This is a genomic window from Kitasatospora sp. NPDC048545, assembly GCF_040651155.1.
In the GTDB taxonomy this organism is placed as follows: Bacteria; Actinomycetota; Actinomycetes; order Streptomycetales; family Streptomycetaceae; genus Kitasatospora.
On record NZ_JBEZIQ010000023.1, the window covers coordinates 107,333 to 133,636 of the forward strand.

Consider the following 26,304-nt stretch of genomic DNA (forward strand, 5'->3'; position numbering starts at 1 on the left):
CGGCTCCGCGTCCCTGTGGTGCTCTACCCCACGGCCGGGTGCACCGGCGGCTCGGGCCGGGCCACCGGTTCGTCGGCCCGGTCGAACGTTCCGCCGGCGGCGCCGAGCCACCGGGTCGTCCCGGCCTGACGGCACCGCACGCACCCCTGCCGTGGTCCCGACCCGGGCGCAACGCCGCCCCGGCCGGAACCACGGCGGACCCGTCCACGCCCAGCAGCACCGAGGAGACGACGTCATGACCACTCAGGACCCGACCGGCCGGGGCCCCGTGCGGGCCGCGGTGTCGGCCGCGCTCGACCGGGCCGCCGCGACCGCCCACCTCAACGCCTTCATCACGCTCGACGCCGAGGGGGCGCTCGCCGAGGCGGACCGTCACGACGCCCGGGGGGCGGCCGGCTGGGGGCTCGTGGTCAAGGACAACGTCCACGTCGCCGGCCTGCCCAACACCGCCGGCACCCCCGCGCTCAAGGACTTCGTTCCCCGGGCCGACGCGCCCGTGGTCCGGGCCCTGCGGGTGGCGGGGGCGATCGTCCTCGGCAAGACGAACATGCACGAACTGGCCCTGGGAGCCACCTCGTGCAACCACACCTTCGGCCCCGTCGGCAACGGCACCGACCCGGCCCTGTTCGCGGGCGGGAGCAGCGGCGGGACGGCCGCGGCGGTCGCGGCGGGCGTCGCGGAGGCCGGCCTCGGCACCGACACCGGCGGCTCCGTCACCATCCCGGCCGCCCTCAACGGGATCTACGGGCTGCGCCCCAGCGCCGGGCGCTACCCCTCGGCGGGCGTCACTCCGCTGTGCCCCACCCGGGACACCCCCGGGCCGATGGCGAGCACCCTGGGCCGCCTCCTGACGCTGGACACCCTGGTCACCGGGGAGAGCGCGGGCCCGCGGACCCCGGACCGGCCGCTCCGGCTGGGCCTGCCGAGGCACGTGTTCACCGATGACCTGGAGGGCCCGGTCCGGGCCGCCTGGGAGGCGGCCGTCGACCGGCTCACCACGAAGGGCGCCACCTGGGTCCCGGTGGACACGGCGCACCTGGCGGAGCACGACTCCCGGATCGGGTTCCCGCTCGTCTTCGGCGAGTTCGCGGCCGCCCTCGGCGGCTACCTCGACGAGCACGGCACCGGGCTCACGCCGGCCGAGCTCCTCGACGCGGTCGGCGACCCGGTCGTCGCGGAGATGCTGAAGGCCACCGCCCTGCCCACCGGCCCGGGGCATCCGGGGCCCGCCGCGCTGCAGGGGGCGCTCGCGCGGCGGCGGGCGCTGCAGGCCGCCTACGACGACCTGTTCGCGGCCGACGGCCTGGACGCGCTCCTGAGCCCCACCGTCCCGGTCTGCGCCCGGCCGCTGCGCCGTTTCGAGGACTCGCTGCCCCTGAACGGGCAGGACGTGCCCACGTTCTTCACCCTGATCCGCAACACCTCCCCGGCGGCCACCGCGGGTCAGCCCTCGGTGACGGTGCCCCTGCCGGTCACCGCCTCTCCGCCCGTCGGCCTCCAGCTGGTCGGGCGCCGGGCGGCCGACCGGGACCTGCTGTCCGTGGCCGCCCGGGTCGACGCCCTGCTGCGGCGCGGCTAGGCCGCCCCATTCGTCACCACATTGACAGGTGACGACGTGCTACGAAACACTCACCGCCGGTCAGAGCGGTGACGGAGTCGGTGCAGCCGACCCGCCACCGCCGCACCGTCCGAGCGGGGTTCGTCGCGGTGAGCATCAAGGGTGGACGCAGGCGACTCGTGACGGATGCGTTCTCCGCACTCACGGCGGGGCTGGGTCCGGGTTCGTGGCGCCCCCAGGGGCCGGGCCCTGGTCCGGGCCCGAGCGGCCGTAGCGGGTTCTTGCGCCCCTTACAGTCACCTGTCAGGATGGTGACTGTGAACCTTGACCATGTCTTCGTGTGCGGGCACCCGGCCCTCGACTTCGCGGCGACGCTCCGCGCGCGGCGCTCGACCCGGTTCGAGATGTTCGTGACGCCCGAGCGGCTGAACGCCTGGTACCTGGACTGCGGACTCGTGGACACCATCACGCCCGGCGACGAGGAGGACGTCCGGGAGGCGAAGACCGTGCGCGAGGCCGTCCACCGGCTCGTCACCAACCGCCTCCACGAGGAGGAGTTCGACCGCGAGGCGCTCGCCGTGCTCAACGGCGCCGCACGCAAGGCCCCGGTGACGCCGCAGCTCACGGTGGGCGGCCGGCACAACGAGGCGACGCCCGAGCAGGCCCTGGCCACCGTCGCGCGGCACGCCGTCGAACTCCTCAGCGGTCCGGACGTCCCGTTGATGAAGGAGTGCGGCAACCCGGAGTGCACCCGGATCTACATCGACCGGTCCCGGGGCATGCGGCGCCAGTGGTGCGGCATGGATTCCTGCGGCAACAAGATCAAGGCCGCCGCCTACCGGGCCCGGAAGAAGACCTCGCCCGCCATGGGTGTGCACTGACCGCAGTCGACATGTTCCGTCCCGACCGCGCCCACCCCCGCGACATGGGTACCATGCAACACCATCCATCTTGAGGGAGTGAGCGGCCGTGACCCGCCAGCCAGCCTCCACGCTCCGGTCCCGGTACGTGGAACAAGTCGCGTCGGACCTGGATAAGAACCACCGGCGGCAGCAGGAGCTGGACGAAGAACTCAGGGTGCTGAAGCAGGAGGAGGCCCTCCTGGTCGACATCCTCTCGCTCGCCGAGCGGTACGAGGGTTTCTCAGACCCGTCACGCCTGCCCGAGCAGACCCAGGACGAGCCCGTCGGCGGGAGGCCGCGGCCGGCGGCCCACACGGCGAAGGCCGGCGCGACGGAGAGCTCGCGCCGGCCCCTGCTCGGTGACCTCCTGGCGGACCTGCTGGACGACCACGACGAGCCCTGCACCGCGAAGGACCTGCGGGAGAAGCTCATGACGAAGCACCCGAAGCGCAATCCGACGCCCCAGGTGGTGCGGAACACCCTGGAATCCCTCGTCGCCAAGGGCCGCGTCCGGCGCCACAAGCAGGACCGCTCCGTCCTGTACACCCTCGTGGAGCCGGGCGCCGCCGGCTGACCCACCGGCCCGGCGGTGCCACCGGAACCGCCGGAACCCGCCCTGTCACGCGCACCGAGCGCCATACGTGACACGCCCTCCGTGGCCCGTCCACCGTGACACGTCCTCCGGCGCGCACCGCCCGTCACCTCGTGCGCCGCCCGTCGCGTCACGCACTGCCCGTCACACGAAGAACCACGCCCCGGGGCCGTACCCCCGCAGCGGAACGGTCTCCACCCAGTTCCACACGTGTGAGCTGTCCGGCCACGGCCCCTCTCCGGAGCCCCGTGGAGTCGACGACGGCATGTAGCCGACTGCCATGGCGTGTTCCCCATCCGGGTCGAAAGGTATCCGTCCAAGTTCCGGCCGGGACCGGGACACATTTCTCGTCACTGGTTGAGGTGGTGATGAAATGATGACAGGCGCGTGCGTCACCAGTCACGACGGTGACGCACACCTGACGCACACTCCGGGCTGCCGCCCGGAACCGGGCCGCTCTACGTCTGCGTCGACGCCAACCAGCACCGCCGCGGCCTCACCAAGGCCTATGACCTGGGCATCTTCGAGCAGGCCGTCCGAGCGTACGCGCACCTCCGGGCGCCGACCGTGCCGCTCAAGGGCCCCGGCTACCACCTGCTCGGGGACCACTTCCACCCGCTGATCGCCACGCTCGCCCCCACCTACCGGGTCTTCCCGACCCCGCTCACCCTGGTGGTCGCCCAGGCCCTCCTGATGGCGCCGGCCGTCGTCCCGCTCACCCGCCGGGCCGAGGTCACCCTGGTGTGCCGGGAGCCGGTCCGGCCGGGCCCGGAGCGGGTGGTCGTCTACCTGCGCGATCCCAGTGTCCAGGCCCCGTGCGCGGTCGCCGACACCGCCCGCATGCTGACGGTGTACCAGGGTCACGGCTACCGGCGGCTGGTCGACCGGGACGGTCTGCTCCTGCTCAGGCGTCCCTGACCGCGCCGTCCCTCCCGCCCCTCCCCCCGGTCCGGCTTGACCCCCGCGCCGCAGTGGTCCACTATTCCACTATTGAACTAGTGAAAGGCGGGAACGCCGGTGATCGAGTACCGCATCGAGCGGCGCAGCGGCGTCTCCACCTACCAGCAGATCGTGCAGCAGACCAAACAGGCCCTGCGGCTCGGACTGCTGCAGCCCGGGGACAAGCTGCCGACCGCTCGCGAGGTGGTGGAGCTGACCGCCATCAATCCCAACACCGTGCTGAAGGCCTACCGCGAACTCGAACGCGAGGGCCTGGTCGAGCCCCGGCCGGGGCTCGGCACCTTCGTCCGGCGCTCGCTCGCCCGGCCGGAGGCGGCGGCTGACGGTCCGCTGCGCGCGGAGCTGGTCGGCTGGGTGGACCGGGCCCGGGAGGCCGGGCTCGAACGGGAGGACATCGCCGCGCTGACGGCCTCCGTCCTGGAGCAGCGCTTCGACACCGGGGTCTCCCCGGAATCACCGAACTGAGAACTGTGGGGGGACCGGGTGGAAGACCCGACAACCATGACGCCTGCGCTGGAGGCCGTCGGCCTCGGCAGGCGGTACCGGGGCGGCTGGGCCCTGCGCGACTGCGAGTTCGCCGTCCCGGCCGGCCGGATCTGCGGCGTGGTGGGCCCGAACGGCGCGGGCAAGAGCACCCTGCTCGCCCTCGCCGCCCGCCAACTGTCAACCACCGAGGGCGAGTTGCGCGTCTTCGGTGAATCGGCCGGCACGCCGGAGCAGCGCAGCCGGGTCGCGTACGTCGCCCAGGACAAGCCGCTCTACCCCGGCCTCACCGTCACCGAGACCCTGCGGATGGGCCGCGAGCTCAATCCGGTGTGGGACCAGGAGGCGGCCCAACGCATCGTCGACCAGGGTGAGTTGCGGCCCAAGGCGCGGGTCGGCTCACTCTCCGGCGGCCAGCGGACCAGGGTCTGCCTGGCACTCGCCCTCGCCAAGCTCCCCGACCTGCTGCTGCTCGACGAGCCGATGGCCGACCTCGACCCGCTCGCCCGGAACCAGCTCATGGGCACCCTGATGTCGGTCGCCGCCGAACGCGGCACCACCATCGTGATCTCCTCGCACATCCTCCCCGAGCTGGACGGCGTCATCGACCACCTGCTGCTCGTCCAGCGCGGGGGGATCCGGCTGGCCGGCGAGCTGGACGAGGTCCTGGACGGGCACCAGCTGCTCACCGGTCCCGCCGGAGCCACCGGGCTCCCGGCCGACCTGGTGGTGGAGCAGCGGGTCGGCGGACGCCGGGCCACCGCGCTGGTGCGCACCGGCGAGCCGCTGGGCGGCCCGTGGGAGAGCGAGCGGCCGAACCTGGAGGACCTCCTGCTCGGCTACCTCCGCGCACCGGCCGGACCGGCCGACCCGCGTCCGGGCGGCACCCCGGCAACCGACGAACACCGGAACGACGAGGCCGCCGCATGAGCACCGACGTCCTGCCCGACCGCACCACCGCCGGCGTCAGCCCGCGCCCCGCCGCCCCCAGGCTGCGCGGCCTGCTCTGGTTGACGATTCGTCAGAACCGCGCGCTGCTCTGGGTCCTGGCCGCGGTCGCGGTGGTGGTCGCGGCCGACCTGGTCTGGATCCACGCCGTCTGCCGCCACACCGTGGGCGTCCTGCGGCGCACCGGCTGCTACAGCTCCGAGACGTGGACCGACACCCACTGCTGGAACCTGCTCTCGCCGATCGACCGGCCGAACTTCGCGTACGTCTCCGTCCTCCAGCCCGCCGTCACCGTGCTCCCGCTGCTGGTCGGCGTCTTCATCGGCGCTCCCCTGCTGGCCCAGGAGTACGAGCGCGGCACGATCCGGCTGATCCGCGCACAGTCCGTCAGCCCGGCGCGCTGGCTGGCCGTCCGCCTCGCGGTGCCCGCCGTCGCCGTCCTGGCCGTCAGCGGCGTCATCGCCGCACTGATGAGCTGGGTGTGGTGGACGGACATCCTGCACGGACCGGCCTCGTTCGACCCGCCGTTCCAGTTCTTCACCTACCCGGCCATCGGGGTCGTGCCGGTCGCCTGGTCGCTGTTCGCGCTGGCCCTGGGCGTCCTCGTCGGGCGGCTGCTGCGCCGGACGCTGCCCGCGATGTTCGCCACCGGCGCGCTGGTCGCGGGCGTCCACGGCCTGGTGGTCTGGGTCCGCCCGTACTTCCACCCGATCGTGGACCAGGTGGTCCCGCTGGGCGCCGGGCAGCCGTTCATCGGGCAGCCCATGAACGCGTGGCTGATCGAGCGCGGCGCCGTCCTGTCCGACGGCAGCCGCGTCGCCGAGGACGCCTGCCGGTCCTCCCCGTGCGACGGGGCCACCGCCGTCTGGCTCCGGTACCACCCGGCCGACCACCTGGTGCCGATCCAGCTCGTGGAGACCGGGATCCTGCTGACGCTCACCGCCGTCGTCCTGGTGGTCGTGTTCCGCCGGATCCGCGCCTGACGCACGCATCCGCGCCCGCCCGTCCCCCGGTCCTCGGGAGGACGGGCGGGCGCGTGCGCGGGGCGCGGCGGGTCAGGCCTTCTTGACCACGCTCGACTTGAGCTGCATGGCCCCGAAGCCCTCGATGCGGCAGTCGATGTCGTGCCCGTCGACGCCGTCCACCAGGCGGATGTTGCGGACCTTGGTGCCGGCCTTGATGCCGGAGGCGCTGCCCTTGACCTTGAGGGCCTTGACGACGGTCACGGTGTCGCCGTCGCTCAGCACGTTGCCGACCGCGTCCTTGACCACCCGCTCGCCGGCCCCGGCGGAGGCGCCCTCACCGGCCTCGGCGGGCGCCCACTCGTGGCCGCACTCCGGGCAGACCATGAGGGAGTCCATCTCATAGGTGTACTCACCGGCGCACTGCGGGCACGGCGGAAGGTTGTCGCTCATGTGATCAGGATATCCAGTCCCCCGCGGGGTGTTTCCCGTGGTCACCGGGTACGGGACCGGACCGGGCCGCGCCCCGGCGGGCGGGCCCGGCACCCGGCGGCACGCCCCGGGAGGCGCCGACCGCGCGCACTGCCGATACTGGGGCCGCACCCGGGGCCGCCGGGCCGGGCACCGCACCCGAGGCGGCCGGGCCGCCCCGATCCAGCGCGGAACCGAGGAGAACGCCATGACCGGATCCGTGGTCGTCGGCTTCGACGGCTCGCCCGAGAGCGTGACCGCCACCGAGTGGGCCGCCCGTGAGGCGCGCCGCCGCGGCCTGCCGCTCGACGTCCTCCAGTCCTGGCCCTGGCCGAAGCGGGACGTGGTCGGCAGCGACCAGAGCTACCAGCACGTCCGCTCCGAACTCGCCGTCCGTGAGGCCGCGTTGCGCGAGCTGGTGCCCGGGGTGACGGTCTCCTCCTCGTCCGTGTCCGCCGAACCCGCCGAGGCGCTGGAGGCCGCCGCGCAGAGCGCCGCCGTGCTCGTGCTCGGCTCACGCGGGCTGAGCACCGTCCGCGGTTTCCTGGTCGGCTCGGTGAGCCAGGAGGTGCTGCGCCGGGCCGCCCGCCCGGTGGTGCTCGTCCGGGCGGGCGGTGCGGAGACCGACGGCGCGGTGACGGTCGGGCTCGACCTGGCGCGCCCGGCCGAACCCGTGCTGGCCTTCGCCTTCGAGGCCGCCGCGCTCCGCTCGGCCCCGCTGCGCGTCGTGCACGTGTGGGCCCCGCCCGCGGGCAGCGAGCACATGTCCTACGGCGCCATCGGCGGGCTGGAGGGCGAGGTGTCCGCTGACGAGCGGGCCGACCTCGCCGAGGCCCTGGAGTCGTGGCGGGCCCGGCACCCCGAGGTGGCCGTGGCCGCCGACCTGGTCCGGGGCAAGCCCGCGGTCGAACTCGTGGAGGCGGCAGCGACGGCCCGGCTGCTCGTCGTGGGCCGCCGCCACCACCGGATGCCGCGCCTGCACCACCACCTCGGCCCGGTCGCGCACGCCGCGATCCACCACGTCCACTGCCCGGTCGCGGTCGTCCCGTACGACTGACCCCGGCGCGCGGACCACGGTCCGCCACCCGCCGCCGGGTGGGGCGTCTGTCAGCCGTCGTGGGCGGCGCCGTCCCGTTCGAAGCACGGGTAGCCCGGCAGCGGGTCCACCCGCCAGCCGCCGGCGACCTCCCGCAGCAGGCTCCGCATCGTCTCCGTGAACGCGGGGAGACCGTCGAGCCGCGCCGCGGTCTCCCAGCGGTGCCTGAGCACCTGGCGCCGGGTGGCCACCGGCCGCCGGGTGCGGTGCATCGGGCCGTCCTCGACCGTGCGCGGCAGCATTCTCAGGGTCGCGTTCACCGTCCACACGGCCACGGCCCGCCGCATCCCGTCCTCCCACACCGCGTCCTCGGCCAGCGCCGGGTAGACCGGGACGACCTCGGCCCGGTACGCGGCCTCGGTCCGCCGGGCGGCACCGGCCGGCAGGGCGAAGACGCACCAGCAGCTGGCGAACGGCATCCGGCAGTACGCCGCGGTGAGGAACACCGAGTGGTAGTCGGCGGCCTCGAAGTCGAGCAGCCGCAGCCCCTGCGGGGTGAGCAGGTTGTTGTCCGGGCAGGTGTCCCCCGGACTGAACGCCGGGTACTCCTCCCGGCCCGCCGTCCCGATCCGCGCGAGCTCCTCCGGGAGCCCGGCGGGCACGGCGACACCGGCCGCCTCCAGCACGCCGGGGAACTGCGCGGCGTTCCGCTCGATCCACGGCTCGTCCGCCCAGGTCGGCAGGCCCCGGTCGTAGCGCCCCCACAACCGGCCGAGTTCGGCGCGCCGGTCCACCGAGCGGGCCGCCAGCCGGCCGAGCCCGCCCGCCCAGGCGAGCAGTCCCTCCTCGGCGGCCTTCGGGTCGTCCCCGAGGAGCACGTCGGCGAGCGTCAGCGCGTCCCCGAGGTCCTCCAGGACCAGCAGCGGCACCTCCCGGTCCACCCCGAGCACCGCCGGCCCGGCCAGGCCGAGCGACAGGCCGGCCGCCTCCGCCGTGAAGCCGCGCAGGGCGTCCCGCCCGCCCGTGTAGGCCTTGACGACGACGCTCCGCCCGTCGGCCGTCCGGCAGCGCAGCACGCTGCTGCGACTGCTCCCGCCCAGGTCGACCGGATCGGACAGCCGGGTGGCCAGGACGCGTTCGGCGGCGCGGATGATCTCGTTCATCCGGGCATCCTGTCACCCGCGAGCCGGGGCCCCGGGGGCTCCCGCCGAAAGACCGGCGTCATACGTTTGACCCGACGACCCGGTCCAGCCCCGAGGAGCCCGCCATGGCCGACCCCACCCGCACCCACCTGCTCGCCGCCATCGCCCTCGCGGAACGCGCCCGGGCGAACGGCAACCACCCCTTCGGCGCGCTGCTGACCGACCCCGCCGGGAACGTCCTGCTCACCGCCGAGAACACCGTGCTGACCGAGCGCGACGTCACGGCGCACGCGGAGACCAACCTGGTCCGGCAGGCCTCCCGCACCCTGGACCCGGTGCGGCTGACCGACGCCACCCTGTACAGCAGCACCGAGCCGTGCGCGATGTGCGCCGGGGCGATCTACTGGAGCGGCATCCGGCGCGTCGTCTACGCACTCTCCGCGACCGAGCTGATCGCCATCGCGGGCGCCGACCCGGACGAGCCGGTGCTCGACCTGCCGTGCCGGCAGGTCTTCGCGGCCGGCGGCGACACCGTGCAGGTGTCCGGCCCGCACCTCTTCGAGGAGGCCGCCGCCGTCCACACCGGCTACTGGAGTTAGCGCAGGGTCCAGGTCCTGTCCGGCCGGGGGACCGCGTTACAGTCCCTCCATGACCGAGTCCGTGCTCCCTCCGTTCGGTAGCTTCCGCACGGCCTTCCGGGCCCTGGAGGTCTGCGACGACCTGGCCGCCCCGGTGGCCGACGCCCTGAAGAACTGGGACGACCGGGACGCGGCCGCGTCCGTGCTCTACGTGGACACCGACCCCGAGAAGGCGGACACCGCGGTGTTCTGCGCGGCCTACGACACGCCGCCCGAGCTCTCCGCGAACTGCGTGGTGGTCGCCGCCAAGCGCGCCGGTGAGGTCACCCACGCCGCGTGCCTGGCGCTGGCCACGACCCGGGTGGACGTGAACCGGACGGTCCGCACGCACCTGGGGGCTCGGAAGGCGTCCTTCGCCCCGATGGACGCCGCGGTCGAGCTGACCGGCATGGAGTACGGCGGCATCACCGCCCTCGGCCTGCCCGCCGGCTGGCCGCTGCTCGTCGACGAGGCGGTGGCAGCGGCCCCGTACGTCCTGGTCGGCAGCGGCCGGCGCCGGGGCAAGCTGATCCTCCCCGGCTGGGCCCTGGCCCGGCTGCCGGGGGCCGGGGTGCTGCCGGGCCTGGCAGGCTGAGCGGCCCCCGGGCGCCCCCGCCGTCACCCGGGTGCCGGACCGTACTGGCGGCGGCGTCGGTCGGCCCGCACCGTGGTGTCGGGGGCGACGACCGACAGGACGGTGACTCATGGACGCGAACGACTCCGTTCCCCGCGTCGTGGTCGGCGTCGACGGCTCTCCGTCGTCGCACGCCGCGATGCGCTGGGCGATCCGGCACGCCGAGCTGCTCGGCGGCGTCGTCGAGGCCGTGGGCGCGTGGGAGCCGCCGAGCCGCTTCGGCTGGTCGGCGCCGGTGGTCGACATGGCCCTGGACCGGGAGGTCGCCGAACGGCGCTTCTCCGACGAACTCGACACGGTGCTCGGCGCCGACCGCCCGGTGGAGGTCCGGCCGTCGCTGGTGATGGGCGACGCCTCGGACGTCCTGCTGGAGGCGTCCCGGGGCGCCGAGGTCCTGGTGGTCGGCAGCCACGGCCACGGCGGCTTCACCCGCGCCCTGCTCGGCTCGGTCTCCACCCGCTGCGCGCAGCACGCCACCTGCCCGGTGGTCATCGTCCGCGCGCAGTGATCCGCGCCGCGTGACGGGGCCGCCCCCGGGACCGCCCGCAGGACGGCCGGGCCGGTGGGAGAATGCCGCTGTGGGCACGCCGGGTGAGTCGGAACTCGTCGGCCGGGCCGCGCTGCTGGCGTCGCTGTGCCGGGCGGTGGACGACACCGCGGCGGGCCGCGGCGGCCTGGTGCTGCTGGCCGGAGAGCCCGGCATCGGGAAGACCGCGCTCGCCGCCGAGGTCGTGCGGTACGCGCGCCGCGCCGGGCTGACGGCGGTGTGGGGCGCCTGCGAGGACGGTGGCGTCGCGCCCGGCCTGTGGCCCTGGCAGCAGATCGTCCGCGCGGTCACCGGACGGACGGAGCCCTTCGCGCAGGAGCCGCCCGACGGACCGACGGCCACCGGACCGACGCCCACCGGGCCGGTGCGCGAGCCGGCACCCGGCGGTGGCGAGCACTCCCGGCTGGCGCTGTTCGACCGGATCGCGGGCCTGCTGCTGCGGGGCGGCCGGCCGCTGGTCGCCGTCCTGGACGACCTGCAGTGGGCGGACCCGGCGTCGGTGCTGCTGCTCGGCCACCTGGGCCGGCGCTCCCGGCACGAGCCGCTGCTGCTGATCGGCACCTACCGGGACGTCGAACTGCCCGCCGACCACCCGCTGCCCGCGCTGCCGGGTGCCGAGGTGGTGGTGCTCGGCGGCCTGGCCGCGCCGGACGTCGGGACGCTGCTGGAGCGGTTCGGGCCGCCGGCGACGGCCGAGGCCGCCGAGCTGGTGCACCGGCGGACCGGCGGCAACCCCTTCTTCGTCCAGCAGGTCGCCCGGCTGCGCGCCGCCGGAGGCGACAACCCGGCCGGCAGCAACAACCCGACCGTGCCCACGGCCGTCGGGCAGACCGTGGCGCGGCGCCTGGCCCGCCTGCCGGACCGCACGGCCCGGGTGCTGGGCACCGCCGCGGTGCTCGGCCGCGCCTTCACCACCGCCCGGCTCGCCGCCGTCGCGGCGGTGCCCCCGGCGGAGGTCCCCGCTCTGCTGGCACCCGCCGTCCACGCCCGGATCGTCGCCCGGGACGGCCCGGACGGCTACCGGTTCGTCCATGACCTCTTCCGTGAGGAGCTCGTCGCCGGGCTCGATCCGGCCCGCCGCGCCGGCGTCCACCTGGCCGCCGCACGGGCCCTGGCCGACGGCGCGCGCCCGGCCGAGCTGGCCTGGCACCACGGACAGGCCCTGCCGTTCGGCCCGGTCGAACCCGCGGTACGCCACGCCGTACGGGCCGGTGAGGAGGCCATGGGCCTGCTGGCCTACGAGGAGGCCGCCCGCTGGTGGCGCCAGGCCGTCCGGCTCACGACCCCGGACGATCCCGCCGCGCTGCGGCTGAGCACCGCCCTGGCGGAGGCCGAACTCCGCTCCGGGGCACGGGATTCGGCCGCACGCCGGTTCGCCGAGGTCGCCGAGGCCGCCCGGGCGCGGCACCGGCCTGAGCTGCTGGCGGCGGCCGCGCTCGGCCTCCACGCGGCGGGCGTGCGCAGCGGTGACTCCCGGCGTGAGGTGGTGGCGTGGCTGGAGCGCGCAGAAGCGGCCCTGGCCGACAGGCCGCCCGCGCCCGCGCCTACCGAGCCGCCGCACGCCGAGGTTCCGCACGCCGACGTGCTGCACGCCGACGCGGTGCACGCCGAGGTGCTGGCCGCCCTGGCCCGGGAGCTGGCCGACGGCCCGGAGCGGGACACGGCGACGGCCCGGGACCTCGCCCGGCGAGCGGCGGACCGGGCCCGCACCGCCGGTGACCCGCACGCCCTCGCCACCGCGCTGTTCGCCCAGCACGACGTCGACTGGGCGCCCGGCACCGCGCACCGTCGGCTGGCCCTGGCCGACGGCCTGGTGGCGGCGGCGGTGGACGCGCACGACCCGGCCCTGGAGTTCGAGGGCGCCCTGTGCCGTTTCGTGGCGCTGCTGGAGCTCGCCGACCCCGGCGCGGCCGACGCCCTGTGCCAGGCGGCGGACGCGGCCCGGCGGTGTCGGCTGCCGCGCGCCCGCTACCTGGTCCGCTCCCGCGACGCCGCCTGGGCGCTGCTCCGCGGCCGCTTCCGGGAGGCCGGGCAACTGTCCGACGAGGCAGCCGAGTTGGCGGAGGCCATCGGCGAACCGGACGGCGCCGGGGTGACCGCGACCCAGCGGATCGCCGCTGCGCTGACCAGGGAGGGGCCGGCCGGGGTCGCGGCGGCGCTGGCGGCGTACGGCGAGTCCGGGCTGCCGTCGGAGTTCCTGCCGCACTGGCGCTGCTTCGGGTACCTGGCGGCCGAGGAACCCGAGGCGGCGGCCGCCGTCCTGCGCGCCCTGCCCGCCGCCGAGGACCTGTCCCGCTACCGGTGGCGGGCGCTGGCGGGCCTGGCGTTCGACGTGGAGATCGCCGTCGCCGCCGGCGTGCCCGAGGTGCGCGAGGACCGGTACCGGCGGCTGCTGCCGTACGCACGGGAGACCATCGTGGTGGGCGGCGGGGTCGCCGTCCTCGGCCCGGTGGCGTTCTACCTCGGCCTGGCCGCCACCGGACCGGAGGCCGTCCGGCACCTCAGGGACGCCCTGGACGGCGCCGACCGCCTCGGCGCCCGGCCCCTCGCGGTCCGGGCCCGGCTGGAACTCGGCCGGGAGCTGCTGGCCCGCGAACCCACCGGCGGGCGCGGACGGCAGCTGCTCGCCCAAGTGCTGACCGCCGCCGAGGAGATGGGCCTGGACTGGCTGCGGGACGACGCCCGGGCCACGCTCGCCCGGGCGGACAGCGACCACGTGTTCCACCGGGACGGACAGCTGTGGACGCTCGCATACCGCGGCCGCACGGTCGTCCTCAAGGACGCCAAGGGCCTGCACGACCTGGCGCTGCTGCTGTCCTGCCCCGGCCGGGAGGTCCCGGCCACCCGGCTGCTGGGCGGCGGGTCCCTGCCGGCCTCCGGCAGCGACGAGCTGGCGGACGATCGGGCGCGCGCCGCCTACCGCGACCGGCTGGACCGCCTCGACGAGGAGATCGCCGAGGCCCGCGAGCGGGACGACCTCGCCCGGCTGGCCGGCGCCGAGGAGGAACGCGACGCGCTGATCGCCGAGCTGCGCGGCGCGTACGGCCTCGGCGGGCGCCCCCGGCGGCTCGGCGACACCGGCGAACGGGCGCGCACCACCGTCACCGCCCGGATCCGGGACACCCTGCGCCGCATCGAACGCGAACACCCCGAACTCGGCCGGCACCTGTCCGCGTCGGTCACCACCGGGCGGGCCTGCGCCTACCGCCCCGCGCACCCGGTGCGATGGCAGCTGTGACCGGCTGACCGGGCCCGGGCGGCGGTCGTCCCACGGGGTGTGAGGCGTTTTCCCACGCCTCTCGGTCACCAGCACTCGCGAAAGAGGTGATCGATATGCCGACCCCGACCGAAACCGCGCCCCCGACCGCAACCGCACCGCATAGCGAACCCGAGCGCGCCCCCGAGCCCGCGCCCGCACCCGATTCCGTACCCGCCGGCGTCGATGCCGAGCAGCTCGAAGCCGCCGTCGGCAAGGTCTTCGGCGAGCTCGGCGTCAACTGCACCGCGCCGCTGATCGTGCTCGGCGACCGGCTGGGCCTGTTCCGCACGATGGCCGGCGCGGGCCCGCTCACGCCCGCCGGACTCGCCGCCCGCACCGGGCTGGTCGAGCGCTACCTGCGGGAGTGGCTGCGCGGCGTCGCCGTCGCCGGCTACCTGGACCACGACCCGGCGACGGACGCCTTCGTCCTCACCGACGCCTACGCCGCCGTGCTGGCCGACGACGAGGCCCCGACCGCGCTGATCGGCGTCTTCCCCGGCCTCGCGGCGCTCTGGGCGGACCTCGACCGGGTCGAGGGCTTCTTCCGCACCGGCGGCGGCATGGGCTGGGGCGAGCATCACCCGGCCCTGGGCGCGGCGCAGGAACGCTTCACCCGCCCCACGTACGTGCACGGCCTGATCGCCGCCTGGATCCCCGCCGTCGAAGGCCTCGTGCCCCGGCTCGAAGCCGGCGCCCGGGTCGCCGACGTGGGCTGCGGCCACGGCTTGTCCTCGATCCTGATCGCGCAGCGGTGGCCGCGCAGCACCGTCACCGGCTTCGACCCCGACGACGCCGCCGTCGCCCGCGCCCGCCGGGCCGCCGCCGAGGCCGGGCTCGACGGCCGGGCCGTCTTCGAGGTCGCGGACGCCGCCGGCTACCCCGGCGAGGGCTACGACCTGATCGCCTTCACCGACTCGCTGCACGACATGGGCGACCCGGTCGCCGCCGTCGCGCACGCCCGCGCCGCGCTCGCCGAGGACGGCGCCGTCCTGGTCGTGGAGCCGCTGGCCGCCGACCGCTTCGCCGACGACTTCGCCAACCCGTACGCCCGCGTCGGCTACGCGATCTCCACCCTGGTGTGCACCCCGTCCTCGCTCGCCCAGACCGGCGGAGCCGCGCTCGGCGCGATGGCCGGGGAGGCCCGGCTGCGCGAGGTCCTCACGGCGGGCGGGCTGACCCGCGTCCGGCGCATCGCCGAGGACAGCGCGCCGGTCAACCTCCTCCTGGAGGCCCGGCCGTGACTCCCGTCGGGGCCGGCCCGCGCACGGCCGGCCCCGACCGCCGGCCCTGCTACGCGGCGCCGCTGACGTCCGGGGCGACGAAGCGCCGGTGCAGCGGGCTGAACACCACCTCCGGCTGACCGGCGATGCCGGCCTTCTCGATCGCGGGCGCCAGCCGTTCGGCGAAGAACGCCTCGAAGGCCGACTGGGACTCCCACACGTCGGTCACGTTCAGGGCCTGCGCGTCGAACCAGGCGACGTGCAGGTGCGCGCCGGCTGGCGCGAGTTCCTCCCAGCGGACCGCGTCCCGCACGGTGTCGTACTGCCCGGGCGTGACCCCGGTCCACCGCATCGCCATCACCACAGCCATGTCACCGCTCCCTTGCTCCCGCCGCAGGTTCCCGTCAGGGCTCCGGCCACCGGCTCCCACCGCCGTCCGGAACCCCCGGTGGTTCCAGCCAACTCCGGCAGCCGCCCCCGCGCACCTCGGCCGCCTGCACAGCCGGTCGGGTGGGGCCCGCGGTGCCCTCGGTGCCGTGCGGGCGGTCTGTTCGCGCTGAATCACGAGTTGGTGACGATAGAACAATCACATGCCAAAGAATGAGGGAAGGCTGGCCTTACTAAGGCTAGCCTTCCCTCATGAACAGTCTGCTGTTGGCCGCGAACACGGCCGGATACACCACGCCCCAGCTCTGGCGGGTCCTCACCAAAACCGGCTACTTCATCGGCCTCAGCGGAGCCATCGGCCTCACCGTCACCTACGCCACCACCGTCCGCCCCGCCCTCAGGAGCGCCGAGAAGGCCGCCGGAAGCGACACCGGTCCCGGTGCCGACGCCGCCGTCCTCAGATCAAGATCGGCAACCTCGCTCGCCTGGGCTGGCGTGGTGCTGCTGGTCGCCGGGTACTTCCAGCTCGCCGCCCGCGTCGCCCGCTCCGGCAAGGGCATGCCCTTCGGCGACGCCCTGTCCCCCGCCCGGATCCGGGACTTCCTCCAGGCCCCTGCCGCCAAGGGTGCCTGGATCGCCCAGGGCACCGTCTACCTGCTCCAGAACCTCGTCCTGCTCGCCACGGCCGCCGCGCTCACCGCCCTGTTCGTCCCGGCCGTCCGCCGCCACACCGACCGCGTCGCCCTCGCCGCGCTGCCGGCGGCCCTCGCCGTCACCCTGGTCGCCGCCGTCCCGACCACCGCTCCCGCCGACCTCGACCGCTGGCTCGACCTCGCCTTCGACCAGACCCACATCGTCTCCGGCACCGTCTGGCTCGGCGGCCTCGCCCTGCTCGTCGCCCTCGCCGGCACCCGCGGCCGGCTCGGCGACGGCGCCGGCCTGCTGTGGGCCGACATCTGGCGCCGCTTCAGCCTCGTCGCCATGGTCTGTGTCGGCGCCGTCCTCGTCTCGGGCCTGTGGCTCAGCTGGAAGCACGTCGGCGCGGTCTCCCAGCTGTGGACCACCGGCTACGGGCTGGCCCTGCTGGTCAAGGTCGGGCTGGTCCTCGGCCTGGTCACCGCCGGCGCCGTCAACCAGTTCTGGCTGATGCCCCGCATCGCCCGGGCCCGGCGCGCCGACGACACCGCGTCCCTGCGCCACCTCACACTGCACCACTTCCCGCTGGTCGTCTGGGGCGAGGTCGTCCTCGGGGTCGCGGTCCTGGCCGTGATGCCGTTCATCGCCGGGTCCGCCCGCACCGAGGCCGGCAGCGCCAAGGCCGTCTCCTCCGGCAGCCTCTTCGCCGCCGGCGCCGCCCTGGTCGTCGCCCTCGCCGTGTCCCTCTACGCCACGGCCAAGGCCTCCGACGCGCTGGCCCGCCGCCCGGCGGGCGTCCGCGCCGCGGCCTGACCCCTCCCCCGGGCGCGCGGCGCCGGTACGGACACCCTCCGGACCGGTGCCGCGCTCCGGTGTCCACCCCCCGGATGCGCCCGGCGGTCCGCGGTGGTCGACTCGACATGACGGGAGTCCCCGGGGGCCGCCACCGAGAGGAGCCGTACCGATGCCCAAGGTGTCCAAGCAGTCGGCGACACAGATCCAGGAATTCGGGCCGGTGACCAGCCGCCGCGCGGAGATGGGCGGCCTGCTGGTCGAGTTCGCCTCCTTCGGCGCCGACGCCGACCTCGACGGTCCACTGCAGGCGCTGCCCGGCGCGGCCTGCCAGTGCCCGCACTGGGGCTACGTCATCACCGGGCGCATGCGCTACGTCTTCGGCGACCACGAGGAGGTGTACGAGGCCGGCGACGCGTTCTACCAGCCGCCCGGGCACCGACCGTACGTCGACGCCGGCACCGAGATGCTGCAGCTCAGCCCGGTCGACGGCCTCGCCCTGACCGAGCGGGCCATCACGGACTGGATGGAGCGTCAGGAGGGCCGCACCCCGTAGGGCCCCCGCTACCCCGCCGGGCGTTCCGGGTGGCTCAGGTTGGCTCCGCTGCGGGGGTCGAAGACGTGGAGCCGGGCGGTGTCGACCCACAGCTCCAGCGGTCCGCCCTCGGCGGCGCGGGTGGCGGTACTCAGCCGCGCGACCACGCGGTGCTCCTGCATGCCGGTGTCGGACCGGCCCGAGTCCGCGGCGAGTTCGGCGAGTTCCTCGGTCGGCGCCGGCCCGCCCTCCTCCGCGAAGTGGACGTACACGTCGGATCCCACGGACTCCCGGACCTCGACGGTGACCGTGCAGGTGACCCCGCCGACGTGCCCGGCCGGGGCGGCGTCCTCGAAGTCCTCCGGGCGGATGCCGACGATCAGCTCGCGCGGCGCGTCCGCGCGCTCCAGGGCCCGCCGGGTGCGGTCGTCCAGCGGCAGCGCGCCCAGCGAGGTGCGCAGCGCGTTCTCCTCCAGCGCGGCGCCGAGGAAGTTCATGCCGGGCGAGCCGATGAACCCGGCGACGAACAGGTTGACCGGCTCGTCGTACAGCTCCTGGGGCGAGCCGACCTGCTGGACGACGCCGGCCCGCATGACGACCACCCGGTCGCCGAGGGTCATGGCCTCGACCTGGTCGTGGGTGACGTAGACGGTGGTGGTGCCCAGGCGGCGCTGGAGCGCGGCGATCTGGGTGCGCATCTGGACCCGGAGCTTGGCGTCCAGGTTGGACAGCGGCTCGTCCATCAGGAAGGCCTTGGGGTCGCGGACGATCGCCCGCCCCATCGCGACCCGTTGGCGCTGCCCGCCGGAGAGGTTGGCGGGCTTGCGGTCGAGGTGCCGGGTCAGGTCGAGGATGCGGGCGGCCTCCTCGACCTTGGCGGCGATGGTCGGCTTGTCGACCTTGGCCAGGCGCAGTGCGAAGCCCATGTTGTCGCGCACGCTCATGTGCGGATACAGGGCGTAGCTCTGGAAGACCATCGCGATGTCGCGGTCCTTGGGCGCACGGTCGTTGACGACCTGTCCGGCGATGCTCAGGGTGCCTTCGGTGATGTCCTCCAGCCCGGCGATCATGTTGAGCGTGGTGGACTTGCCGCAGCCGGACGGCCCCACCAGGATCACGAACTCGCCGTCGGCGATGGTGAGGTTGACGTCGCGGACGGCGAGGGCGCCGTCGGGGTAGCGCTTGGTGATGCCGTCGAGGACGATCTCGGCCACGGTCCGCCTTCCTGGTCCGCCCGGTGGGGCGGTCTCAACCCTTGACTGCGCCGGCGGTGAGCCCGGCGACGATGCGGCGCTGGAAGAGCAGCACGAAGACCACGATCGGGATCGTGATGATCACGGCGGCGGCCGCGATCGAGCCGGTCGGCTGCTCGAACTGGGAACTCCCGGTGAAGAAGGCGATGGCGGCCGGAACGGTCCGGGCCGCGGTGGTGGAGGTCAGCGAGATGGCGAACAGGAAGTCGTTCCAGCAGAAGATGAAGACCAGGATGCCGGTGGTGAACACGCCGGGCGCCGCCAGCGGGGCGATGACCAGCCGGAACGCCTGCCAGGGGGTGGCGCCGTCGACCTTGGCGGCCTTCTCCAGGTCCCAGGGGATCTCCCGGAAGAACGCCGAGAGCGTGTAGATCGCCAGCGGCAGCGAGAAGGTCATGTACGGGATGATCAGCCCGGCCCAGGTGTCGAAGAGGCCGAGCGCCCGCTCGATCTCGAACAGCGGCGAGACCAGCGAGATCGGCGGGAACATCGCGATCAGCAGGGAGATCCCGATCAGCAGCCGTTTGCCGGGGAAGCGCAGCCGGGCCACCGCGTAGGCGGCCATGGTGCCGAGGACGACGGCGATGGTGGTGGCGATCACCGCGATCCCGATCGAGTTCACGAGGGCCCGGGTGAACTCCGAGGTCTGGAAGATGCCGCGGTAGTTGGCCCAGGTCCAGGTGCGCGGCACGAAGTTGCCGTCGGAGAGGGTGGCGGGGGCCTTGAAGGAGAGTGCCACGATCCACCAGACCGGGAAGAGCGCGTAGAGGACGACGACCAGGTTGGCGATGCCCCAGCCGGTGAGCGTGCGGGCCCGGCGGGTGTTCATCGCTGCTCCGGTTCCGCGCCCGGCGCGGCCGCGCCGAACAGCTTGACGAAGACCAGCGCGATGAGCGCGACGCAGAGGAAGATCAGGACGGAGATCGCCGAGCCGATGCCCAGGTTGAGCGCGGTGAACAGGTTGTCGTAGCCGAGGATCGAGACCGAGGCGGTGCCGTTGGAGCCGCCGGTCAGGACGTAGATGTTGTCGAAGATCCGGAAGGCATCCAGGGTGCGGAAGAGCAGGGCGACCAGGATGGCCGGTTTCATCAGCGGCAGGATGACCAGGCGCAGCCGCTGTCCGAAGCTCGCGCCGTCGACCATCGCCGCCCGGACGGTCTCGTCGGGCACCAGGGCCAGGCCCGCGAGCAGCAGCAGGGCCATGAACGGGGTGGTCTTCCACACCTCGGCGAGGATGATCAGGCCGATCGCGGGCCACTGCTCGGTCAGCGGGGCACTGCCCTCGGGCAGCAGCGCGGCCAGGTAGCCGGTGCCGGGTGTCCAGGCGTACTGCCAGGAGTACGCGGCGACCACGGTCACGATCCCGTACGGCACCAGGACGGCGGTGCGGACGGTGCCGCGGCCGAAGACGGTGCGGTGCATCACCAGGGCGAGCGCCAGTCCGAGGACGAGCTCGACGGCCACCGACACGACGGTGATCAGCACCGTGACACCGAGCGCCTGCCACCAGTACGGCGAGCTGAGCACGGCGCCGTAGTTGGCGAGCCCGACCCAGTGCGCCTGCTCGGGGAAGCGCAGGTCGTAGCGCTGCAGCGAGAGGTAGACGGCGTAGCCGATCGGGTAGGCGGTGACGGCGAGCATCACGACGACTGCGGGGGCGCAGAGCAGCAGGCCCAGTCGGCGTTCCTGGCGGGCACCGCGGGAGGGCCCGGCCGGGGCCCGGCCGGGGACGGCGCGGGAGGCGGTGGACGGTGTCACGGGATCAGCCCCTTCGAACCGAGTGCGTCCTGGATCTGCCCGTGGAGGTCGGCCACGTCCTTCTCCGGGCGGATGTCGGCGGGCGGGGAGAGGGTGTGCGAGACGGCGATGGAGACGTTCTGGTAGGCGGGGGTCTGCGGCCGGATGCTCGCGGTGTCGAGGGCGGCGAGCACGTCGGCGGCGAAGGGGTAGTCGCGGGTGAGTTCCGCCGCCTGGTAGAGGCTGCGCAGGGACGGTGGGAGGCCGCCCTTCAGCGCATTGGTGAGCTGGTTGTCGCGGTCGCGCAGGCACAGGGTGGCCTCGAAGGCGAGGTCGGCGTGCCGGCTGTAGGCGCCCACCGCGAGGTCGATCCCGCCGATGGTGACGGTGGCCGGGCGGTCGGGGGTCACCGCGGGGTACGGGGCCCAGCGGAAGTGCGGGAACAGCTCGGGCCGGTTGGCCTTCATCGAGGGATAGACGAACGGGTAGTTGAGCTCGAAGGCGGCCGTGCCGGACTCCATGGCGAGCCGGTTCTGGTCCTCCATCTGGTTCGGCAGCGAGGGGTCGGCGGCGGCCGAGGTGGCCAGGTCGTGCATCACCGTGGCGGCCGCGACGGCGGGCGCCCCGAGCGAGGGCGCCTGCGCGTCGGGGGTGAGGATCGAGCCGCCCGCGCTGGTGACCAGGGTGTTGAACCAGACCGTGAGGCCCTCGTACTGGGCGCCCTGGATCTCCACGTAGTGCGGTTTGCCGGCGCGGGCCAGGTCGTCCGCCATGGCGATCATCTCGGCCCAGGTCTTGGGCGGGGTCGGGACCAGGTCGTCCCGGTACCAGAGGAGTTGGGTGTTGGAGTTGTACGGTACGGCGTACAGCCGACCGTGCCAGGTCGCGGTGCGCACGGCCGCGTCGAGCGTGTCGGCGGTGCCCCGGTCGCGCATCGCCCCGGTCCACTCGCGGATCCAGCCGGCCTCGGCGAACTCGGCGGGCCAGGTGACGTCCAGGCCCAGGATGTCGACGCCGGTGTCGTGCGCCGCCATCCGGCGCACCAGCTGCTGGCGTTGGCCGTCCGCACCCCGGGGGAGCTTGTTGTAGCGGATCGTGTAGCGCCCGCCGGACTGCTGCCCGCAGCGGTCGGCGGCCTGCTGGAGGGCGCCCGAATCGTCCGGGAAGTTGTACCAGTCGAGCGTGACCGCGCCGCTCTGCCCGCTGCTCCCGCAGCCCGTCAGGGCGGGCGCGAGGACGGCCAGCCCGGCGAGGGCGCTCGCCCATCGGGAGCGAAGACTGGGGACCCTCGGCATCGTTCTCCCGTGGTGAGGCGGGACCGGCCCCGCCGACCCTAGCCCGCTGCCCCCTGCGGGCCGCGGCGTGCCGCGCCGTCGACCAGCCGGACGGGCGAACCCGCCCTCCCCGCACGGTGTCAGCGGCGACGGCGCAGGAAACCGGCCACCCGGGGCCGGTGCGAGACGGCGACCAGGAAGGCGCCGGCGGTCAGCAGCCAGGCGCCCACCGCGATCCACAGCAGGACCTCGCCGAGCGGGCGCAGCCCGTCCGCCCGGGTCGCGGTCGCGGTCGCGGCTGTGAGCGCGGCGACCGCGGCTGGGAGCGCATCGACACCTGGCCCGGGCCCGCCCGGTTCGGTCGCCCCCCGCGCCCTCCGAGCCGTCCTCGGCGCGCTGGTCCTCGCTGCGCCCGGCCCGCCAGTAGCCCGCGAATCAGGAACGGGCAGGGGGCTTCGCGGCCGGGTCGGGCGTACTCGCCCGACGCGGATTCAATTCAGTTGAGGCTGAACCGAATTGCCCGTCGTGGGCCACCCGCCCCGGGGGCGACACCGGCACGCCCGCCCCGCGGCCCCCGGATTGACCCGACCGGCCCCGGCGCCCCCGCCCGACACGCCACGAGCGGTGGACCATCGCCCGCCACGCCGGGAGGCGGCGCCTACTGTCACTTTCTCCCGAACAGGGACATCCACGGACAGAAACGGAGAATCCACCCATGAACCATCGCATCGCCCGGACGCTCGTCCTGCTCGCCGCCGCCGGCCTCGCCGCCGTACCGACCGCCGCGAGCGCCGAGGTCGTCTCCGGCGGCAACCACGGGACGGTCATCATCGGCGACAACAACCAGGTCGCCGGTTACGACATCATCAACGCGGGCCACGACGCCACCGTCGGCTCCCACAACGGAGGGAGCGGAACGACCGGCATGACCGGGGTGGCCTCCTCGGCCATCGAGGCCGCCCAGGCCACCGGCGGCAACTACGGGACCGTCATCATCGGCGACGACAACCAGGTCGCCGGGGACGACATCGTCAACGCCCTCAACGACGCCACCGTCGGCTCCTACAACGGCAGCTCCACGACGGCCGGCACGATGAACGCCGCGCCGAAGCCCGTCACGCGCTGAGACCCCCGCACCGGAGGGGCGGCGCCGGCAGGCCCGCGCGGACGGCCGGGACCGGGCGCACCCGTCCGGAACCGGCTCCGCCGCGTCGGCGGCCCCGCAGCCCCGTGACCGCGGGCCCCGTCGGCCCGCTGCCCCGGTGACCCGGTGACCCGCCGGCCCGCACAGCGCGTACCGTGCCGCCCCGGACGAGCACGTCCGGGGCGGCCGTGCGTGGTGTGCGGGCCACCGCACCCGGTCGGTCGAACCGCCGGTCGGACGGCCGTCACCGGCGGGTTCGACCGGCCGCCGGACCGGACGCGGCGGGCAGGCGGGTGCGGAAGGTGGTCGGGCCGGGCGCGTCGACGACGGTGAGGGTGCCGCCGTGGATGGCGGCGATGTCGCGGGCGATCGGCAGACCGAGGCCGGCGCCACCGTCGTCCCGGCTGCGCGCGTCGTCGAGCCGGGCGAAGCGTTCGAAGATCTTCTCGCGGTCGGCGGGATCGATCGGGGGTCCGTCGTTGGCCACGTCGAGGACCGCCTCACCGGACGCCCGGTCCGCGGTGAGACGGACGGTGACCCGGTGCCGGGCGTGGCGTTGGGCGTTGTCGAGCAGATTGGTCAGCAGCCGGCCCAGCCACAGGACGTTGCCCGGGGCGGTGACCGCCACCCGGGCGTGGACGGTGACCGGGACGGCCCCTGCGCCGCGGGCCGTGACCGTCGTGCGCACCAGCTCCGCCAGGTCCACCGGCTCGTCCGGCCAGCCGTGGTCGGTGGTGTCCAGGCGGGCGAGCAGCAGCAGGTCCGCGGCGAGGGACTGGAGGCGTTCGGTGTCCTCCAGCGCTCCGGCCACCAGGTCGGTCCGCACCTCGGGATCGGGATGGGCGAGGGCGACTTCGAGCTGGGTGCGCAGCACGGTCAGGGGGCTGCGCAGCTCGTGGGAGGCGTCGGCGATGAAGCGGCGCTGGCGGACACCGGCAGCTTCGAGCCGTTCGAGCATGGCGTTCATGGTGCCGGCCAGCCGGGCGATCTCGTCCTCGCTGCCGGGTTCGGGCACCCGGCGGTCCAGGTCGCGGTCGCCGATCGCGGAGACCTCGGCGCGGATCGCCTCGACCGGGCGCAGCGCCCGGCCGGTGGCCCGCCAGGTGAGCGCGCCGACGGTGAGCAGCAGCAGCGCGCTCAGGCCGGCGAGCGCCGCCGAGGTGAGGTCCTCGGCGGCGTCGACCGTGCGCAGGGCCGCACCGACGTGGACGGTGACCGGGCCGGTCGGGGTGGTGGCGGTGATCGTGGTGACGCGCTGGTGGTGTTCGTCACCCAGGGCACGCAGGTTGAAGGTGCTCCGCCCGTCCGGATGGCCGGTGGGGGCGACCGCCGGGTGGCCGGTCAGGTTCTGGCTGGCGGCCACCACCGCGCCGTTCGCGTCGACGACCTGGATGAAGTCGCTGCCGTGGTCCAGCGGGAGCTGAGCGGGCAGGCGCCCGTCCTCGGCGAGCCGGGCGACGGCCTGGGCCTGCTCGCGGGCGCCCGCCTCGACGGTGCGCTCCAGACTGGCGCGCAGCAGCAGGACGACGGCAGCCGAACCGGCGGCGAGGACGACGGCGACGCTGAGGCAGGCAGCCAGCGTGGTGCGGGCGCGGACCGAGCGCGGGGTCAGGCGGTCGAGCAGGGCCACCAGCCGGGGGTGGCGGACGAGGCGGCGGTGCAGGGCCCGGCCGGGCCGGCCGCCGGCCCGGGCCGGATCAGCCACCGTCGGCCGCCAGACGGTAGCCGGTGCCCCGGACGGTCTGCACCGCGGCCCGCCCGTACGGGGTGTCGATCTTGCGCCGGAGGGCGCTGACGTGGACCTCGACGGTGTTCGGGTCGCTGTCGGGGCCGCTGTCCCAGACCGCGTCGAGGATCTCCCGTTTGGAGACGGCTTCGCCGGCCCGGCGGGCGAGGTGGTCGAGGACGGCGAACTCGCGCGGGGTGAGGGCGACCGCGGCGCCGGCCCGGGTGCAGGTGCGGGCGGCGGAGTCCACCACGAGGTCGCCGAGGACCGTGCGCCGGGGCGCGCGGCTGCCGATCCGCCGGGCCAGGGCCCTGAGCCGGGCGACCAGCACCACGAAGGAGAACGGCTTGGAGAGGTAGTCGTCGGCGCCGGTGTCCAGCGCCTCGGCCTCGTCCCACTCGCCGTCCTTGGCGGTCAGCATCAGGATGCCGACGTCGCTTCCGGAGGCCCGCAGTCGCGAGCACACCCGGTAGCCGTTGAGGCCGGGCAGCATGATGTCGAGCACGACGACGTCGTAGGCGTGGTCCGTGGCCAGGGCGAGGCCGGACGGTCCGTCGTGGGCCACGTCGACCCGGAACCCCTCCGCGGTCAGCCCGTGCTGCAGGGCCAGAGCCAGCCGCCGTTCGTCCTCCACCACCAGTACACGCATGCCCACCAGGGTCGCAGGTCGCCGGAGCGACCGGCTGAAGGGGTCTTCAGGTCTTCAGCCGATCTTCAGCAACGCCCGGACATCCTGTGCGCAGTCACCCGGGGAAGGCCCGGGCCGTCGCAGGATCGGGGTGTGTGGTGAGCGGACCTTTCGGGACCGGGGAGCCGGAGAAGGCGCAGGAGTCGCAGGAGTCGCGCGCTTCGCAGCAGCGGCCGGGCGCGGGCCGTACGGGCCGGACGCGGACGGGGCTGGGGATCGCCGCGCGCTGGGTGCGCGGCCGGTCGGCGCGGTGGGTCGTGGTCGGCGCGGCGGCGGTGGCGATCGGCGGCGGCGCGGCCGCAGTGGCACTCCACCACGAGCACGAGGGCCACCGCGACGGCCGGACGGCGGCGGCCGGCGACGGCGAGCGGTACGACGGGCAGGGACGGCACGACGGCCGGGCGCAGCACGACGACGGTGCGCAGCGCGACGGCCGGGACGGCCACCGGGGGCACGGGGCCCGCGGCGGCGAGGACGGCGGGCCGGGCGGGCCCGGCGCGCAGGCGGCGCCCGCGCCGCTGCCGTCGACCGAGGCCGCGGACGCCGTGGCCAAGGCCTCCGCGGCGGTCGCCGGCGGCCGGGTGGAGTCGCTGACGACGGTGACCGAGCAGGGCGGCGGCCGGGCCTGGCGGGCCGTGGTCGTCGGCCCGGACGGGGTGCGGCACGCGGTGACGGTGGACGGGTCCGCCGGGACGATCACCGGCAACACCGTCCTCGGCGGCACCGCCGTCCACAACGGCTGACCACCACGACCCACCTGTCAGACCGGTCGGTCGGCCGGTCCGGCCACCGCGGCCGGCC

The 26,304-nt window shown here is 74.9% G+C and carries 25 protein-coding genes and 1 pseudogene; 17 read left to right on the forward strand and 9 right to left on the reverse strand.

Going from position 1 to position 26,304, the window contains the following annotated elements; genetic code table 11:
• Positions 1–235: 235 nt before the first annotated feature.
• The 7 genes and pseudogenes from AB0D10_RS22345 to AB0D10_RS22375 all read left to right on the forward strand — a co-directional run bounded on the left by AB0D10_RS22345 (position 236) and on the right by AB0D10_RS22375 (position 6,426).
• On the forward strand, positions 236–1,579 hold the full coding sequence (locus AB0D10_RS22345) for an amidase family protein (RefSeq protein WP_360259063.1): 1,344 nt from the start codon (positions 236–238) through the stop codon (positions 1,577–1,579).
• Positions 1,580–1,875: 296 nt separating this feature from the next.
• Positions 1,876–2,439 (forward strand): CGNR zinc finger domain-containing protein, encoded by a 564-nt coding sequence (locus AB0D10_RS22350; RefSeq protein WP_360259065.1) that lies wholly within the window; start codon positions 1,876–1,878, stop codon positions 2,437–2,439.
• 88 nt (positions 2,440–2,527) lie between these two features.
• Complete coding sequence (locus tag AB0D10_RS22355; RefSeq protein WP_360259067.1) at positions 2,528–3,034, forward strand: hypothetical protein; 507 nt, start codon at positions 2,528–2,530, stop codon at positions 3,032–3,034.
• 453 nt (positions 3,035–3,487) lie between these two features.
• Positions 3,488–3,781: pseudogene (locus AB0D10_RS22360) on the forward strand (DUF2079 domain-containing protein); the annotation flags it as partial.
• 288 nt (positions 3,782–4,069) lie between these two features.
• Positions 4,070–4,477, forward strand: coding sequence for a GntR family transcriptional regulator (locus AB0D10_RS22365; protein ID WP_360259070.1), 408 nt, complete (start codon positions 4,070–4,072; stop codon positions 4,475–4,477).
• 36 nt (positions 4,478–4,513) lie between these two features.
• A complete protein-coding gene (locus AB0D10_RS22370) occupies positions 4,514–5,425 on the forward strand; it encodes an ABC transporter ATP-binding protein (RefSeq protein ID WP_360259073.1) in 912 nt (303 codons plus the stop codon).
• A complete protein-coding gene (locus tag AB0D10_RS22375) occupies positions 5,422–6,426 on the forward strand; it encodes a hypothetical protein (RefSeq protein ID WP_360259076.1) in 1,005 nt (334 codons plus the stop codon). The genes AB0D10_RS22370 and AB0D10_RS22375 overlap by 4 nt, the downstream gene beginning before the upstream one ends.
• A gap of 72 nt (positions 6,427–6,498) precedes the next feature.
• Here the strand turns inward: AB0D10_RS22375 and AB0D10_RS22380 are convergent, their stop codons facing one another.
• Positions 6,499–6,858 carry a zinc ribbon domain-containing protein YjdM gene (locus AB0D10_RS22380; protein ID WP_360259079.1) on the reverse strand — a complete coding sequence of 120 codons (360 nt, stop codon included), beginning with the start codon at positions 6,856–6,858 and terminating at the stop codon, positions 6,499–6,501.
• 226 nt (positions 6,859–7,084) lie between these two features.
• Between AB0D10_RS22380 and AB0D10_RS22385 the strand changes: the two genes are divergently transcribed.
• The gene (locus AB0D10_RS22385) at positions 7,085–7,933 is read left to right on the forward strand and encodes a universal stress protein (RefSeq protein ID WP_360259081.1); all 849 of its coding nucleotides are present in this window, start codon (positions 7,085–7,087) and stop codon (positions 7,931–7,933) included.
• A gap of 50 nt (positions 7,934–7,983) precedes the next feature.
• Here the strand turns inward: AB0D10_RS22385 and AB0D10_RS22390 are convergent, their stop codons facing one another.
• Positions 7,984–9,075, reverse strand: a complete 1,092-nt coding sequence (locus tag AB0D10_RS22390; RefSeq protein WP_360259084.1) for a hypothetical protein — start codon at positions 9,073–9,075, stop codon at positions 7,984–7,986.
• 104 nt (positions 9,076–9,179) lie between these two features.
• Between AB0D10_RS22390 and AB0D10_RS22395 the strand changes: the two genes are divergently transcribed.
• The 5 genes from AB0D10_RS22395 to AB0D10_RS22415 all read left to right on the forward strand — a co-directional run bounded on the left by AB0D10_RS22395 (position 9,180) and on the right by AB0D10_RS22415 (position 15,352).
• Positions 9,180–9,653 (forward strand): nucleoside deaminase, encoded by a 474-nt coding sequence (locus tag AB0D10_RS22395; protein WP_360259087.1) that lies wholly within the window; start codon positions 9,180–9,182, stop codon positions 9,651–9,653.
• 49 nt (positions 9,654–9,702) lie between these two features.
• On the forward strand, positions 9,703–10,266 hold the full coding sequence (locus tag AB0D10_RS22400; RefSeq protein ID WP_360259088.1) for a YbaK/EbsC family protein: 564 nt from the start codon (positions 9,703–9,705) through the stop codon (positions 10,264–10,266).
• A 109-nt stretch (positions 10,267–10,375) separates the two neighbouring features.
• A complete protein-coding gene (locus AB0D10_RS22405) occupies positions 10,376–10,813 on the forward strand; it encodes a universal stress protein (protein WP_360259090.1) in 438 nt (145 codons plus the stop codon).
• Positions 10,814–10,883: 70 nt separating this feature from the next.
• On the forward strand, positions 10,884–14,090 hold the full coding sequence (locus AB0D10_RS22410) for an AAA family ATPase (RefSeq protein WP_360259093.1): 3,207 nt from the start codon (positions 10,884–10,886) through the stop codon (positions 14,088–14,090).
• A 95-nt stretch (positions 14,091–14,185) separates the two neighbouring features.
• A complete protein-coding gene (locus tag AB0D10_RS22415) occupies positions 14,186–15,352 on the forward strand; it encodes a methyltransferase domain-containing protein (protein ID WP_360259095.1) in 1,167 nt (388 codons plus the stop codon).
• Positions 15,353–15,401: 49 nt separating this feature from the next.
• On the opposite strand, the gene AB0D10_RS22420 is transcribed toward AB0D10_RS22415, so the two are convergent.
• Positions 15,402–15,701, reverse strand: coding sequence for a hypothetical protein (locus AB0D10_RS22420; RefSeq protein ID WP_360259097.1), 300 nt, complete (start codon positions 15,699–15,701; stop codon positions 15,402–15,404).
• A 269-nt stretch (positions 15,702–15,970) separates the two neighbouring features.
• Between AB0D10_RS22420 and AB0D10_RS22425 the strand changes: the two genes are divergently transcribed.
• Positions 15,971–17,167 carry a CopD family protein gene (locus tag AB0D10_RS22425; RefSeq protein ID WP_360259098.1) on the forward strand — a complete coding sequence of 399 codons (1,197 nt, stop codon included), beginning with the start codon at positions 15,971–15,973 and terminating at the stop codon, positions 17,165–17,167.
• A 151-nt stretch (positions 17,168–17,318) separates the two neighbouring features.
• Positions 17,319–17,702 carry a hypothetical protein gene (locus tag AB0D10_RS22430; RefSeq protein ID WP_360259100.1) on the forward strand — a complete coding sequence of 128 codons (384 nt, stop codon included), beginning with the start codon at positions 17,319–17,321 and terminating at the stop codon, positions 17,700–17,702.
• Positions 17,703–17,710: 8 nt separating this feature from the next.
• On the opposite strand, the gene ugpC is transcribed toward AB0D10_RS22430, so the two are convergent.
• From ugpC to AB0D10_RS22450, 4 genes are read right to left on the reverse strand one after another with little or no spacing between them, the layout of a single operon-like run.
• On the reverse strand, positions 17,711–18,895 hold the full coding sequence (ugpC, locus tag AB0D10_RS22435) for a sn-glycerol-3-phosphate ABC transporter ATP-binding protein UgpC (protein WP_360259102.1): 1,185 nt from the start codon (positions 18,893–18,895) through the stop codon (positions 17,711–17,713).
• 34 nt (positions 18,896–18,929) lie between these two features.
• Positions 18,930–19,763 carry a carbohydrate ABC transporter permease gene (locus AB0D10_RS22440; protein ID WP_360259104.1) on the reverse strand — a complete coding sequence of 278 codons (834 nt, stop codon included), beginning with the start codon at positions 19,761–19,763 and terminating at the stop codon, positions 18,930–18,932.
• Positions 19,760–20,692 carry a sugar ABC transporter permease gene (locus tag AB0D10_RS22445; protein ID WP_360259106.1) on the reverse strand — a complete coding sequence of 311 codons (933 nt, stop codon included), beginning with the start codon at positions 20,690–20,692 and terminating at the stop codon, positions 19,760–19,762. The genes AB0D10_RS22440 and AB0D10_RS22445 overlap by 4 nt, the downstream gene beginning before the upstream one ends.
• Entirely contained in the window at positions 20,689–21,966 is a 1,278-nt protein-coding gene (locus AB0D10_RS22450; RefSeq protein ID WP_360259108.1) for an ABC transporter substrate-binding protein, read from the reverse strand. Before AB0D10_RS22450 ends, AB0D10_RS22445 begins: the two co-directional genes overlap by 4 nt.
• A 694-nt stretch (positions 21,967–22,660) precedes the next feature.
• Here AB0D10_RS22450 and AB0D10_RS22455 point away from each other — a divergent pair.
• On the forward strand, positions 22,661–23,071 hold the full coding sequence (locus tag AB0D10_RS22455; RefSeq protein WP_360259111.1) for a hypothetical protein: 411 nt from the start codon (positions 22,661–22,663) through the stop codon (positions 23,069–23,071).
• Positions 23,072–23,333: 262 nt separating this feature from the next.
• Here AB0D10_RS22455 and AB0D10_RS22460 read toward each other — a convergent pair whose 3' ends face one another.
• Both AB0D10_RS22460 and AB0D10_RS22465 read right to left on the reverse strand, forming a co-directional pair.
• A complete protein-coding gene (locus AB0D10_RS22460; protein WP_360259113.1) occupies positions 23,334–24,794 on the reverse strand; it encodes an ATP-binding protein in 1,461 nt (486 codons plus the stop codon).
• The gene (locus AB0D10_RS22465) at positions 24,787–25,464 is read right to left on the reverse strand and encodes a response regulator transcription factor (protein ID WP_360259115.1); all 678 of its coding nucleotides are present in this window, start codon (positions 25,462–25,464) and stop codon (positions 24,787–24,789) included. The genes AB0D10_RS22460 and AB0D10_RS22465 overlap by 8 nt, the downstream gene beginning before the upstream one ends.
• Before the next feature lie 137 nt (positions 25,465–25,601).
• On the opposite strand from AB0D10_RS22465, the gene AB0D10_RS22470 reads away from it, so the two are divergent.
• On the forward strand, positions 25,602–26,246 hold the full coding sequence (locus AB0D10_RS22470; protein ID WP_360259118.1) for a hypothetical protein: 645 nt from the start codon (positions 25,602–25,604) through the stop codon (positions 26,244–26,246).
• Positions 26,247–26,304: the final 58 nt, after the last annotated feature.